Genomic DNA, 12,978 nt, shown 5'->3' on the forward strand with positions numbered 1-12,978 from the left:
GTGGGGCTCCGGCCTGCAGGATCGTCCACACGTCTCAGCCGTTCTTCGCGCCTTGTGCAATCCAATCCCGCAATGCTCCACGATCGGCCTTTCCCGTCCGCCCAAGCGGCAGCTCGGCTGAAAAATGGAAAACGTCGGGGATCTTGAAGCGTTCGATCCGTTCGGCGGCCCAGTCGGCCAGCGACCGGGCGTCCACCGCCGAGCCGGCGCGTGGCACCACCATGACATGGAGCCGCTCGCCGAGCAGCGGATCGGGCACGCCCGCCGCAAGCGCCGCGACCACATCGGGATGGCTGCAGAACAGCCTGTCTATCTCCAGCGGCGCGATCTTGTTCCCCCCGCGCGAGACGATGTCCTTCGCCCGGCCCGCCAGCTCGACGGTACCGTCGGGGCGCCGGCGCGCCAGGTCGCCGGTACGGAACCAGCCGTCGGTGAAGGCGGCGGCGGTCAGGTCGGGCCGGTCCAGATAACCCAGCATGCCGTACGGCGTGCGGATCAGCAGTTCCCCGGCGCCGCCCGCACCGGCGTCGGCCGGCTCGGCGATCCGGAACGCCACTCCGGGAGTAGGCATCCCGATCGTGCCGGGAGCCGCTGCCCGCAGTTCCGGCGTGACGCAGAAATCGCAGGATCCGGTCTCGGTGAGCCCGTACAGGTCGTACAGGTCGGCCGCCGGGAAGGACCGGGCAATCCGGGTGCCCAAGCCCTCCCCCAGCGGCTCGCCGCCGGTCAGGATCCGCGTCAGGTCCGGCGCGGCTGGCGGCGGGGCCGCCTCGGAGAACAGGGCGCGCAGCATGGTCGGCACGAACGCGGCCGTGGTCACGCCGGACCCGAGCGCCGCCCGCGCCTCGGCGGGAGTGAACTTCGGCATCATCGTCAGCCGTCCGCCAGCCAGGACGGTGACCAGCGAGACCCAGATGCCGAAGATGAAGGTGACCTGCAAGGGCAGCAGCGTATGCGGGCCGTGCGCGATGCCGAGCACCGACCGGAGCACGTCGAGCTTTCCGGCGAGCCTGCCGTGACCGATCACGACGCCCTTCGGCGCCCCGGTCGAGCCGGAGGTGAAGATCACGAGCGCCGCCCCGTCGAGGAGAGCGCGTCCGGGCGGCGGCCTGTCGGCGACCCGGGCCGCCTCGCCGGTCGCCCCGTCGAGGACCAGCCGGACGCCGGTGGCCTCGCGCAGGGATTCGAGTACCCGGCCCGGCGTCGTCGAGTGCACCGGGACCGCAACCGCCCCGGCCCGCCACGTTCCGAGCAGGGCGGCGAAGTCCGCGGCGCGGTTGCCGACACTGACCAGCACGGGCTCGTCCGGTCCGATCCCGTGCCGTGCGAGTTCCGCCGCGACGGCACCCGCCCGTGCCAGGATCCCGCCGGCATCGAGCCGGCCGCCGGGATCCTCGACGATCGCACCGGACCCCCGCTCCAGCCCCTCGTCCAGCAGGGATGCCAGCCGGCCCGTCATTGGCCGGACCCTCCCGGGAACCGGCCGTCGCGCCAGGCAATCGCTGCCCGCAGGCCCCGGGCGCGGGCGATCTCCATGAACTCCTGCTTGTCGGGCGAGCCTTCCCCCTCGATCTGCAGGTCGATGTCCAGCGCCGCTTCCAGAGCCTCGCCCATCCCCATGATTTCGAAGGCCCGGTTGATCGCCCGCTTGGTCTGGCGGACCAGGTTCGGATCGATCGCCGCGATGTGGCGGGCCGTCCGCTGCGCCTCCTCCAGGAGCCGGTCGGCCGGCACCACGCGGTTGACCATGCCGATCTGCAAGGCACGGTCGGCGGGGATCCGGTCCTCTCCGGTCAGGATGATTTCCTTGGCGATCTTCGGGCCGACGATCCAGGGCAGGATCATCACGACGATGCCGGCGCCGAATTTCAGTTCGGGCTCGCCGAACACGGCTTTCTCGGACGCGACGGTGATGTCGCAGGCGAGCGCCAGCTCGCAAGCTCCCGCCAGGCAATGGCCGTTGACGGCGGCGATGGTCGGCTTGGACAGGCGCCAGAACCGGATCACCGGATCGAAGTCGTTGCGCAGCAGGGCGCGCCACTGCGCCACTCCGGACGGCCGCTTTTCCATCTGTTCCTTGAGATCGAAGCCGGAGGAGAAAGCGGATCCGGCGCCGGTCACCACCACCGCCCGGATGTCGGGATCGGCTTCAACTTCGTCCAGCGCCCAGTCGATCTCCCGCAGCATGGTCTGGTTGATCGCGTTGAGGCGATCCGGCCGGTTGAGCACCAGCGTGGCGACCCCGTCGCCCTTTTCGAGAAGGATCGTCGTGTAAGTCATGGAAGACAGTTCTCCGGGGTGTGACGGGTGGGGATGATCATCGCTTGCCTCCGGCAATCGAGAGGGCGGCGGGGTCGGCGCGGAGGCGCAGCATCGCGACGATGCCGAGGAACGGGCCGATCGCGAGCACCGAGAAGGCGAACGTCCAGCCGACCAAGTCCACGACGTAAGGCAGCAGATGGATGCTCGCCAGCGTCAGCAGGAAACCGATGCAGGTCTGGATCGTCAGCATGGTGCCGACCAGCGACCGATCGGACAGTTCCGCGACGGTCGCCGAGAACTGGCCGCTGTCCGCGATGATGCTGATTCCCCACACCATGCCGACCGCCACCACCAGCGCCGGCGGTCCGTGGAACAGCAGGCCGATCGTCAGCGCGCAGACGCCGCTGATGGCCATCGACGCCGAGGTGACCAGCGTCCGGCCCCAGCGGTCCGCCAGCCATCCCCCGGCCAGCGCACCGACGGCGCCCGCGGCCACCACGGCGAAGGTCGCGAGCTTCGCCGTGGTCGAGGAATCTTCGCCGAGCGTTTGCGCGAAGCTCGCATGGATGAAGACGCCGAACCAGGCCCACATCGCGTAGAGTTCCCACATGTGCCCGAGGTAGCCGAGATTGGCGAGCCGCAACGGCCGGTTCCGCCAAGCTTCCAGGGCGTTGCCAAGCCGCAGCGGCGGCGCCTTGGCGACATTGGGGCCGATCCGCGCGAAGATGATCAGCACGCCGGCCAGCGTCGCGGCGGCCGAAGCCGCCATGTACGGCACGCGCCAGTCCACTCCGCCGAACGCGGCCAGCAGGTGGGGCGAGGCGGAACCCAGCGTCAGCGCCGCGATCAGCAGGCCGATCAGCAGGCCAAGGTCTCGCTCCGCCCAGGTGCTGGCAAGCTTCATGCCGACGGGATAGACGCCCGCCATGCACATGCCGGTCACGAAGCGGAGCAGCGGAACCATGGCATCGATCGGCTCGAAGGCCAGTATCGCGGCGTTCGCCGCCGCCGCGACCAGGGCGGACCCGCAGAACAGCCGGCGCAGGTCCAGCCGGTCGGGCAGGCTGAGCAGGGCGCTGACCAGGGTTCCGGCGACGAACCCGGCCTGGACGCTGCTGGTCAGCAGCGCCTCCTGGAAGGCACCCAGGTGCCATTCCTCCCGGATGCCGGCGAGCGAGGCCGTCGTGGCGAACCAGACCGACATCGCCGCCACCTCGCTCACCAGCAGGAGGGCAAGGGACAGGGTCTTGCCGGCCGGCCATGCGGCCGGGTTTCGGCCCTCCAGGCTAGCCATGCCCGATCACTGCCCCCTCGCCGCCGAACCGACCATCGGGCAGTCGCTGTCCTTCAACGGCCGGAAGGCTTGGTCGCCGGGAATGGTGCTGACCACGTCGTAGTAATCGTAGGGCTGCTTGGATTCCGACGGCGATTTCACCTCGAACAGGTACATGTCGTGGATCTTGCGCCCGTCGATGCGGATGCTGCCCTTGCCGAACAGCGCGTCGTCGGTCGGCATCGACTTCATGACCTCGACCGCGTGGCGGCCAGACCGCGCCGCCGCCTTGTCCGGCATCGCGGCGACCGCCTTCATCCAGTGCAGGACCGAGGCGTAAGTGCCGGCCTGGTTCATCGTCGGGTACCGGTTCGAATTGCGTTGGATGAACCGGTCGGTCCAGGCCCGGGTTCCTTCGTTCATGTCCCAGTAGAAGGCCTCGGTCAGAAGCAGTCCCTGGGCGGTCTGGAGGCCGATCGAATGGACGTCCGTCAGGAACACCAGCATCCCGGCGAGTTTCTGCCCGGCATCGGTCAACCCGAACTCGGCGGCCTGCTTGACCGCGGTGATAGTATCCCCGCCCGAATTGGCCAGCGCCACGATCTGCGCGCCGCTGCCCTGCGCCTGCAGGAGGAACGAGGAGAAGTCGTTGGTCTGGAACGGGGCCCTGACCTGACCCGTGATCTCCCCGCCGTTCGCCTTGATGATCGACATCGCGTCGCGTTCCAGCGCGTGTCCGAAGGCGTAGTCGGCGGTCAGGAAGAACCAGCTCTTGCCGCCGTTGCCAATCACCGCCTTGGCCGTGCCGTTGGCGAGCGCCCAGGTATCATAGGTCCAATGGACGTTGTTCGGCGTGCACCCCTTGCCGGTCAGGTCGGACGTGCCGGCGCTGGCGATCAGGAAGACCTTGTCCTTCTCCCGCGCGATCTCCGACACCGCCAGGGCGATCGACGAGGTCGGCACGTCGGCGACCACGTCGACCTGGTCGCGATCGAACCATTGCCGGACGATGTTCGCGCCGACGTCGGGTTTGTTCTGGTGATCCGCCGACAGGATCTCCACCCGGAACCCCTTCGTCTCGGGCTTGAAGTCCTCGACCGCCATGCGGGCGGCCTCGACGGATCCCAAGCCGGCGATATCCGAATAGAGACCGGATTGGTCGTTGAGCACGCCGACGCGAAACACCGGCAAGGCGTCGTTCTGTGCCTGTGCCGGCGCGGCCGTCGCCAGGAACGCCGCGGTGAGCAGGCCTGCTGTCCTGAAATGCATTTCCTGATTTCCTCCCTGTCGGAGACGCGCGGGCCGTGCTCCCGCGTCCGATCCGCATTGGGCCGGCCCCGCCTGTTCTCGGCGTGTTCCGTGTCGATCCGGCCGGTCGAGTTCAGGCTCGCCCGGCTTGCTGCTATTTGTCAAACAAATAATGACTTACCTTTTCACCCTTTGCGGTCGGCCAACTTGTGATAGGGTGTTTTCGAAACGGGACGGCGGAGACGCGAGAGAGAATGGGCATCGAGTTCAAGGACGTGGTCACCGCCAGCGCCGCGCGTCAGATCGCCGAGAGCATCCGCTCCGCGATCCTGGACGGGCGGCTCAAGGTCGACGAGCGGCTGCCGACGGAGGAGGAACTGGCCCAGCGTTTCGGCGTGTCGCGCCCGACGGTGCGCGAGGCGTTGAAGCGATTGGCCGCGCAGCATCTGATCCGGTCGCGCCGCGGCCCGACCGGCGGCAACTTCGTCGCGAGCCCGGCGCCCGAGGAGGCGGCCCTGACGCTGGCCAACGCCACGACGCTGATGGTGGCGGTCGGCGACTTCGGCCTGGACGACGTAGCGACCGCCCGGCTGGAGTTGGAGTCGGTCTGCTGCCGGCTGGCCGCCCGGAACCGCGCGGACGCCGACCTGGAAGCCATGCGGCGCGAACTGGGGCGGCAGCGCGATGCCACCCTGACGGACGAGGAGTTCTGCGCCTCCGACGTGCGGTTCCACCGGGCCCTGGTGGATGCGACCGGCAACGCGCTGCTGCGCTTCGTCATGCATTCGGTGGTCGAGGCGCTCCAGCCCGTCAGCAACATGATCATCTTCCGCGTGCGCGACCGGCAGACCATCGCGGATTTCCACGAAAGCATTCTGGATGCGGTGGAGCGGCGGGACGGCGAGGCCGGCGTCGCCGCACTTCGCAACCTGATGATCTATATCCGCGACCGCTACCGCGAGGCACTTGAACGCCGGGCCGAGCGCGCCGGCTGAGCCGACCGTCACGAACATCAGCAAGGGGAGAAACCGCCGATGACCGACACGACTTTCCGCGCCCTGGTCGCGGACCAGAAGGACGGTGCGCAGACCGTCGAACTGAAACGCTGGAGCGACGCCGATCTGCCCGACGGCGATGTGACCGTCAGGGTCGCCTGGTCCAGCCTCAACTACAAGGACGGGCTGGCACTGACCGGCAAAGGCCGCATCCTGCGCAGGTTTCCCATGGTGCCGGGCATCGACTTCGCCGGGACGGTGGTCGAGTCGGCCTCGCCCGACTACAGGCCGGGCGACGGCGTGGTCCTGACCGGTTGGGGCGTCGGCGAGAGCTGGTCCGGCGGCTTCGCCGAGCGTGCCCGGGTGAAGTCGGACTGGCTGGTGCCGCTCCCCGACGGGCTGGATGCGCGCCACGCGATGGCCGTCGGCACGGCGGGCTTGACCGCCATGCTGTGCGTCATGTCGCTGGAGCGCCACGGCATCGATCGCGCCCGGGAGGTGTTGGTGACCGGCGCCGCGGGCGGCGTCGGCAGCGTCGCGGTGCGGCTGCTCGCCAACCTGGGCTACAAGGTCGCCGCCTCGACCGGCCGGCCGGAACAGGCTGACTACCTGAAATCGCTCGGCGCGGCCGTGATCGTCGATCGCGCCGAGTTGGCGCAGCCGTCGAAGCCGCTGCTGTCCGAGCGCTGGGGCGGTGCGGTCGACACGGTCGGCAGCACGACGCTCGCGACCGTGCTGGCGGGCACCGTGTACGGCGGCGCGGTCGCAGCCTGCGGGCTCGCGGGCGGTCCGGACCTGCCCGCCACCGTGATGCCCTTCATCCTGCGCAACGTCGCCCTGCTCGGCGTGGATTCCGTCAACTGCCCCAGGGAGCGCCGGATCGAGGCCTGGCAGCGCATCGCGCGGGAACTGCCGCCGGAGACGCTGGACGCGGTCACGACCGATATTTCGCTCGAGGAGCTGGCGGCCAAGGGTGCCGAGATCCTGAAAGGCCAGATCCGTGGCCGTACCGTGGTCCGGGTCGGCGGCTGACGCCGGGGCTGCTCCGGCGCAGGGAGGGATGAGAGCGGAGCGCCATCTCATCAACGTCACGAGGGTGTCCGGATGCGATACGTTATCGGTGCTGTCGACGGTCGACCGGACGACGGCTTTGATTTAGGTGCGGTCGCCTGAACTGGGTGGCTGGCAGCTCTCCAGGTTCCGGTGCCGCAGGTCGAACCGATGTCGGTGCGTGCGACCGTCGAGGTCGCCACCGGGCGACTCCCGAACGCTGGACGTCAACAGCCTTCGTGGGGACCCAAATCCGCTTTCAGGAATTGGGCGGAAGGCTGTTGACGCCCGCGACTATAATATCCTGACGGCTTCCTGGTTTGATTATCAAACCAGGGTGCACTCCCGGCGAGGGACCTTCAAACCTTACTTCCCCATAGCCGGAAACACACAAGCACCTTGATGACGGTGGACTGCCAAACTCCTGACGGGGAAAGCGATGCATGCCCGTCGCCATGGTGGAAAGCCAGGATGCCGTGCTCCGCGTCACCCTGTCAGCCCGGCAGCGTTCATCCCCCGGGACTGTGATTGGAGCAAAGGCAGTGCACTCGCCGGGCCGGCATCTCTTCCGGTTGGCGGTGGCAACTGGAGGAAAGCCAACAGGGTATTCATCAGGTGGGGTCAACAGGGTTTCGCCCACGCGCCGCTTGTGTGCGCGGGGCCCCGCGAACCCTGTTGATCTCGACCCTGGACGGGCTGATCGCCACTCGGTGGCTGCTCGGCTTACGGACGCGTCGGGAAGGCGGACCGCGCCGGCCTCTCCATAGGTGGTGCGCGATCATGGCCGGGGACTGCCAGCCGACTACGACGTGCAGGCTGGCGGTAACCGGGGCACGCCGCAGGGTAATGAGATGAACGGTCTCCGCATCTGGGCACTACGGTGCCGGATGACGAACAAGCTCCCCCTCATCACGCTGACCTGCGCCAGGCTCTACATCTCGGCAGCGATCGTGGAGAGCAGATCCATTCCATACTTCTCGGCAAAGGATTTGCGCAGAGGATCCTCGACGATCTGCCGGAACCGGGTGGTGTCGATTTCCTCGATCATCTCCATGCCCGCCTCCTTCAGCCCGGCAATGATCTCGGCAACCTGCTTCGCGTTGAGATCGCGCTGGTAAGCCGCCGTCTCGCGCGCGGAGTCGATCAGGATCGTCCGGTACTCCGCCGGCAGGCTATCGAACTTACGCTTGTTCATCACGAGGATAAGGGGCGAGTAGGCGTGGTGAGTGAGGGTGAGATACTTCTGGATTTCGTAGTACTTGGCCGCCCACAGCACCGGTAGCGGGGGCATCGTCACGTTAACGGACTGAGGTGGCGTTTGATGTTCGGGTGGGGCACGGTGGCGGAATGAAACGCGTCCTTGATCCTCATCATCGTCACCGCTTCCCAGCCGAAATCATCAGTCACGCCGTTTGGCTGTACCACACGTTCTGTCTCAGCTTCCGGGATGTCGAGCTGATGCTGGCGGAGCGGGGCGTAGTAGTCTCCTACGAAACGATCCGGCGCTGGTGTCGGAAGTTCGCCCAGACTTTCGCCAACCGACTGCGGCGGCGCCGACCAAGGCCGGGCGATCACCGGCATTTGGATGAGCTGTTCATCCGGATCAACGGCGTCCAGCACTAACAGGACGCGGAAAAACGGGCCTTCGCAGCGCCCTTGCCTCCGCTGAGGCTTGATGAGGGCGCTTTGGACGCCCGTTTTGGTCGAGATGTAGCGGTTTGCCTTGATCCAGGGCTCGCGGAGCCGCCGTTCAGGCGGACTCCGGACGTGATTATGCCGCAGCCAGCAGCTTGGGCAGGCGGATCAGGTTGTAGGCCGCGGCGGTCAGCGTGAACATCCAACCGACACGGGCCGTGCCGCGATGACGCGTTTTGCGCAAGCCGGCTCCCTTGATCCAGCCGAACACCTCTTCGATCCGCTTGCGGATACGCTGGCTGACGGCGTAGCCGGGGTGGCGGGTGGTCCGGCCGTCGATCGCCGAGCGGCGGTTGTTCGTGTTCTGGGCGACGTGCGGGGCCGCGCCCAACTCGCGCATGTTCGCCACGAAATCCCTGGTGTCGTAGGCCTTGTCGGCCCCGACCGTGATGCGGTGGCGGCCCGGAATGGCCTCGACCATGGCCACCGCCGCCTCGCGCTCGGCCAAGCCGGTGGCCGCCGTCAGCCGGACATCCACCACCAGGGCGTGGCGGTTCTCCATCAGCGCATGACCCATGAAGGCCAGCTTCGCCGGCTGCCCGTTGCCCTTGCGGTACAGCCGCGCCTCGGGATCGGTAGTCGAGGCGTGGGTCTCGTTGGAGCGCTTCTCGCCATGGAAGTCGCGTTCGCCGTTGCGTCCCGGCCCCGGCGGCTCGCCGCTGCCGTCCTTGGGCCGGAAGCTCTTCACCGAGGCCCACGCTTCAATCAGCGTGCCGTCCACCGAGAAATGCTCGTCCGACAGCAGCGTTTTGACCCGCGGCTGATCCAGCACGGTGGCCAGGAACTTGGCCGCCACATCGCCGGCCAGCAGCCGTTCACGGTTCTTGGTGAACACCGTCACGTCCCACACCGGCGCGTCCATCGACAGGCCGACGAACCAGCGGAACAGCAGATTGTAATCGAGCTGTTCCATCAGCTGACGCTCCGAGCGCACCGAGTAGAAGGCCTGCAGCAGCAGCGCCCGCAGCAGCTTCTCCGGCGGGATCGATGGTCGCCCAATCCTGGAGTACAGCCCCTCGAAGGCCGGCGACATCACCTCCAGCGCCTCGTCCACGATGGCCCGGATCGGCCGCAACGGATGGCTCGCCGGAACCCGCGCTTCACAGCTCACGTAGCTGAACAGACCCTCGCTGCGTTCGTCCAATCCCCGCATCGTCCCCTCGCCGGCCGCAGTCTCCACCACCGAAGAGAATCACGACCGCCCGCCCGTGCACAGCCCTTCTTCCGCAGCCTGCTAGACGCCATCACGGCCGGGAAAGTGCGACCGCGGCGGTTCTGCTGCATTCTCTCGAAGCGGTCGAGGCGCTTGCGTCCCGATCAGTCAGATTGTCGCTGGGCATCCCGTTCCCCGAAAAGTGACCCGTGTATTCCAATTCCAGCGGTGAGCCGACCGGCCGCTCAAGGCCTAGTGCACTGACGCCGACAAGGGATTCACACGAGGGCGGCATTGTGCGAGTCTGGGGTCATGGCCCAGACAGTCAGCGTCATCGTCAGCCCTGAGGACCGCGCGCGGTTGGCCGCCGTTATCGGGGACCGCAGCCGCCCGCTCAAACACACGCAGCGGGCCCGTATCGTGCTTCTGTCGGCGGATCGGCTGCCGGTCCTGGAAATCGCCCGGCAGACCGGGGTAATACCAAATTCAGGAAGTTCTGACTGGTAGGGCCCAGGGGTAACCGCATGTGGACTGGATCCGTCCGGGCTGGCTGATCAGAGTATTCCAAGTTGTGCAGCAGACCTCGATGATGTGGTTGAGATCGGTGAAGAGGCGGTGTGAGAGCAAGGTGTCGCGCATGACTTGCCACAGACGCTCGATGGCATTGAGTTCCGGGCTGTAGGGCGGCAGCGGGACCAAGGTGATGTTGGCCGGCACCTCGAGATCGTTTGCGACGTGCCAGCCGGCGCCGTCGATCAGCACGGCGGCGTGTGCGGCCTTGCCGACGGCCTGGCTGATCTCGGCGAGCATGAGGTTCATCGCCTCGGTGCTGACCCGGCTGACCACCAGCGCCACCCCGGTGTCGCGCTCCGGACAAACCGCGCCGAAGATGTAGGCGGATTTGAAGCGATGGTCGCGCACCGCTCGAGGCCGCGTGCCGGTCGGTGCCCACAGGTGGGTCAGCGAGCCTTTCTGGCCGACCCTGGCTTCGTCCTGGAACCAGACCTCCACCCGCTCGACTTCGGGATGCTGATCACGGATGCATGCCAGCGTCTGGCCGAAGTTTTTTTAAATGTCTCCTGGGCCGCAAGGTCGGTCTTGGGGTGGATCGGCCGGGGCTTCAGCCAGGAAAAGCCCATCCGGCGCAGCACGGCGTGCATGCCGCCCTGGCTGTAGTCGGCGCCGAAGTGCCGCAGCGACAACGCGTGGATATGGGACAGCCGGAACTCGACCACACCGTCGCGCTCGACCTGCGGACCGTCCGCGATCAGGGCGGCCAGTTCCGGGAGCAGTTCCTCGGCCAGCAGGCAGGGCCGTCCAGGCCGGGCACGGTCGCGCAGGCCCGCAACACCCGCTTCGTTGAAGCGGTGAACCCAGTCGCGCAGGGTCTGCCGATCCATTCCCCCGATGCGAGCGGCCTGTTCGCGGCTGACACCATCGAGCACCGCCGCCAGCGCCAGAAGCCGGCTGGATACCCGACCATCCCGCTCCAGACGGGCAAGGCGCCGCAACTCGCTGGCCTCGATGTCTCGTCGGATCGCAACAGCCACCATCATGTCCCTCCGCAGATTAATGCGGTGAAACCGCATCACAAACTGCCCGATCCCACAAGCCCCGGTAGAAGCCTCTCGCCAAGACGGTGCGCCCTCTTCAAGAGTCAGCATTTACTGAATGCGGTATGAGAGGGTGTTTAGGTGAACGCGAGCTAAATTAGAGCCGAAAGTCACGTTGTCGGCTTCAGGTATTTTTCCAGCCGTATGATCAGGATGCGGCTCATGGCCATGTAGAGGAACATCTCGCCGGTTTCCGGTAGTCGTTCATAGTCCTTGGCCAGGCGGCGGTTGCGGCAGAACCAAGCCAGCGACCTTTCAACCACCCACCGGCGCGGTAAGACATGGAAGCCGGCAGGAATGGTCGGGGGCTCCTGACCGGGAGCACACCAGAACCCCCGGGCGCCGGTCCACCAATGCCTGGCGATCGTCAGCGTCCATCCAAGGTTTTCCTGGATCCAGCTTCTCAGGCCTTGATAGCTGCTGTCGGCCCAGACCAGCACGATGGTGGGGAACAGGATGTGCAGGCAGGTGAGCAGGAGCATGCCGCCCGACTTGTCATGGATGTCGGCCGGGTGGATCTTGGCTTTCAGCAAGGTGCCCTCGGTATCGACCAGCACCTGACGCTTCCGGCCGGTCACCTTCTTGCCGCCGTCATAGCCGCGCGGACCACCGGCCTCGGTGGTCTTGACCGACTGGCTGTCGATTACCGCCGCGGTGGGTTGGGGCTTGCGTCCCTTGGCGACCCGATGACGCTCGCGCAGGACCTGGTTGACCCGCTCCCAGGTCCCCTTCCGGCGCCAGGTGCACAGATGATAATAGACATCCTCCCACGGCGGCAGATCGTGAGGCATCATACGCCAGGGGATACCGCCCCGCAGAACATAGAAGCAGCCATCGACGATCCGCCGCAGACTGTAGTGCCGCTGGCCACGCCGTCCATGGCTGTGCTCAAGCAACGGCCGGATCAATTCCCATTGCTGATCCGTCAGATCTGTTGGGTAGGGTTTGTCCGCCATCGCGTCCTCCTGGATCCCGCTGCGCCCCTTACCAGATCAACAATCGATCAGTCCCAAGCCTCACGCTTCCCATAGCTCAAATTTAGCTCGCGTTCACCTCAACACCCTCTGATCCGGCACCGGCAGATCCAGCCCCATCAGCTCGAGCAGTGAGCCGACCAGCCCTTCGGTTTGCCGCAGCGGCTGGTGAAACACTGTCCTCAAGATCAGCGATGTCTCGATCGCGAGATCCGAGTAGTGTGCCTGTCCGCCCGGCGTGGTCCGCGGCGCCGCCTGCCCGGCTGCGATCGCCTCGTCCGTGAACCAGATCGTCAGCGAGCCGCGCTTTCGCAGCCCAGCCTCATAGTCTCGCCAGTTCGTCACCTTGTAGCGGGTCTTCGGAATCCGATGGCGGCGGTCGGCATGGTACTTGTGCGGCATGGTCAGAAAGGGCGATCAGAAAGGGGCTTGCCTTCTATCCAGCCTCATCCGCCTGGGCAACTGCGATATCCCTGCACCATCTATGGACGGCCCCCCGCCTTGCAAGAGTTTCTTACAGCGTTCAGACGTAGTGAGTCGGTTGCTGCCATCTATCCGGCCTGTTGTGCAGCTTTCAGGCTGCTGGCCCTGATGAAGATCCGCGGATCGACGCCCAATCAAACCAGCGAGCTCGGTGGCTCATTGGTGCAGGCGGGTTTGGCCGATCCCGGTCCGACCTGTCGTGTCATCACGCCGTCAGTCACCCTCGCAAACC

10 protein-coding genes and 3 pseudogenes are annotated in these 12,978 nt (G+C 66.6%); 4 read left to right on the forward strand and 9 right to left on the reverse strand.

Translation table 11 applies throughout. From position 1 onward, the window contains the following. Positions 1-34 precede the first annotated feature (34 nt). The 4 genes from JL100_RS29920 to JL100_RS29935 are packed head-to-tail and all read right to left on the reverse strand — an operon-like array spanning position 35 to position 4,804. Complete coding sequence (locus JL100_RS29920; protein WP_202685586.1) at positions 35-1,459, reverse strand: class I adenylate-forming enzyme family protein; 1,425 nt, start codon at positions 1,457-1,459, stop codon at positions 35-37. Then, positions 1,456-2,280: an enoyl-CoA hydratase/isomerase family protein gene (locus tag JL100_RS29925; protein WP_202685587.1), complete on the reverse strand. Its 825-nt coding sequence runs from the start codon at positions 2,278-2,280 to the stop codon at positions 1,456-1,458. Before JL100_RS29925 ends, JL100_RS29920 begins: the two co-directional genes overlap by 4 nt. 37 nt (positions 2,281-2,317) lie before the next feature. Next, a complete protein-coding gene (locus tag JL100_RS29930; protein ID WP_202685588.1) occupies positions 2,318-3,556 on the reverse strand; it encodes an MFS transporter in 1,239 nt (412 codons plus the stop codon). Between the two features lie 6 nt (positions 3,557-3,562). Then, on the reverse strand, positions 3,563-4,804 hold the full coding sequence (locus JL100_RS29935) for an ABC transporter substrate-binding protein (RefSeq protein ID WP_202685589.1): 1,242 nt from the start codon (positions 4,802-4,804) through the stop codon (positions 3,563-3,565). Positions 4,805-5,037: 233 nt separating this feature from the next. Here JL100_RS29935 and JL100_RS29940 point away from each other — a divergent pair, with 233 nt between their 5' ends. Together JL100_RS29940 and acuI are read left to right on the forward strand one after the other, a co-directional pair. Continuing rightward, positions 5,038-5,778 carry a FadR/GntR family transcriptional regulator gene (locus tag JL100_RS29940; RefSeq protein ID WP_202685590.1) on the forward strand — a complete coding sequence of 247 codons (741 nt, stop codon included), beginning with the start codon at positions 5,038-5,040 and terminating at the stop codon, positions 5,776-5,778. A gap of 39 nt (positions 5,779-5,817) precedes the next feature. Further along, the gene (gene acuI, locus JL100_RS29945; RefSeq protein WP_202685591.1) at positions 5,818-6,810 is read left to right on the forward strand and encodes an acrylyl-CoA reductase (NADPH); all 993 of its coding nucleotides are present in this window, start codon (positions 5,818-5,820) and stop codon (positions 6,808-6,810) included. A 949-nt stretch (positions 6,811-7,759) separates the two neighbouring features. Here the strand turns inward: acuI and dctP are convergent. Beyond that, positions 7,760-8,119 carry a TRAP transporter substrate-binding protein DctP gene (dctP, locus tag JL100_RS29950; protein ID WP_228421599.1) on the reverse strand — a complete coding sequence of 120 codons (360 nt, stop codon included), beginning with the start codon at positions 8,117-8,119 and terminating at the stop codon, positions 7,760-7,762. A 56-nt stretch (positions 8,120-8,175) separates the two neighbouring features. Here dctP and JL100_RS29955 point away from each other — a divergent pair. Further along, positions 8,176-8,445 (forward strand): annotated as a pseudogene (locus JL100_RS29955) (IS6 family transposase); the annotation flags it as partial. 154 nt (positions 8,446-8,599) lie between these two features. Here JL100_RS29955 and JL100_RS29960 read toward each other — a convergent pair. Further along, entirely contained in the window at positions 8,600-9,676 is a 1,077-nt protein-coding gene (locus JL100_RS29960; RefSeq protein WP_202685594.1) for an IS5 family transposase, read from the reverse strand. Positions 9,677-9,988: 312 nt separating this feature from the next. Between JL100_RS29960 and JL100_RS29965 the strand changes: the two are divergent. Further along, positions 9,989-10,153: pseudogene (locus JL100_RS29965) on the forward strand (IS630 family transposase); the annotation flags it as partial. A gap of 9 nt (positions 10,154-10,162) precedes the next feature. Here JL100_RS29965 and JL100_RS29970 read toward each other — a convergent pair. The 3 genes and pseudogenes from JL100_RS29970 to JL100_RS29980 all read right to left on the reverse strand — a co-directional run. After that, a protein-coding gene (locus JL100_RS29970; RefSeq protein WP_202685597.1) for an IS630 family transposase occupies positions 10,163-11,229 on the reverse strand; the annotation gives its coding sequence in 2 pieces (ribosomal slippage) (positions 10,163-10,746 and positions 10,746-11,229; 1,068 coding nt in all). A 170-nt stretch (positions 11,230-11,399) separates the two neighbouring features. Beyond that, a complete protein-coding gene (locus tag JL100_RS29975; protein WP_202685595.1) occupies positions 11,400-12,245 on the reverse strand; it encodes an IS5 family transposase in 846 nt (281 codons plus the stop codon). Between the two features lie 99 nt (positions 12,246-12,344). Further along, positions 12,345-12,665: pseudogene (locus tag JL100_RS29980) on the reverse strand (transposase); the annotation flags it as partial. Between the last annotated feature and the right edge of the window lie 313 nt (positions 12,666-12,978).

The organism is Skermanella mucosa, assembly GCF_016765655.2.
Taxonomy (GTDB): Bacteria; Pseudomonadota; Alphaproteobacteria; order Azospirillales; family Azospirillaceae; genus Skermanella; species Skermanella mucosa.

Bases quoted from the DNA above. Each gene is read 5' to 3' on its own strand.
- JL100_RS29925 (WP_202685587.1), bottom strand. From the start codon at position 2,280: ATGACTTACACGACGATCCTTCTCGAAAAGGGCGACGGGGTCGCCACG.
- acuI (WP_202685591.1), top strand. From the start codon at position 5,818: ATGACCGACACGACTTTCCGCGCCCTGGTCGCGGACCAGAAGGACGGT.
- dctP (WP_228421599.1), bottom strand. From the start codon at position 8,119: ATGCCCCCGCTACCGGTGCTGTGGGCGGCCAAGTACTACGAAATCCAG.
- JL100_RS29975 (WP_202685595.1), bottom strand. From the start codon at position 12,245: ATGGCGGACAAACCCTACCCAACAGATCTGACGGATCAGCAATGGGAA.
- JL100_RS29935 (WP_202685589.1), bottom strand. From the start codon at position 4,804: ATGCATTTCAGGACAGCAGGCCTGCTCACCGCGGCGTTCCTGGCGACG.
- JL100_RS29930 (WP_202685588.1), bottom strand. From the start codon at position 3,556: ATGGCTAGCCTGGAGGGCCGAAACCCGGCCGCATGGCCGGCCGGCAAG.
- JL100_RS29960 (WP_202685594.1), bottom strand. From the start codon at position 9,676: ATGCGGGGATTGGACGAACGCAGCGAGGGTCTGTTCAGCTACGTGAGC.
- JL100_RS29920 (WP_202685586.1), bottom strand. From the start codon at position 1,459: ATGACGGGCCGGCTGGCATCCCTGCTGGACGAGGGGCTGGAGCGGGGG.
- JL100_RS29940 (WP_202685590.1), top strand. From the start codon at position 5,038: ATGGGCATCGAGTTCAAGGACGTGGTCACCGCCAGCGCCGCGCGTCAG.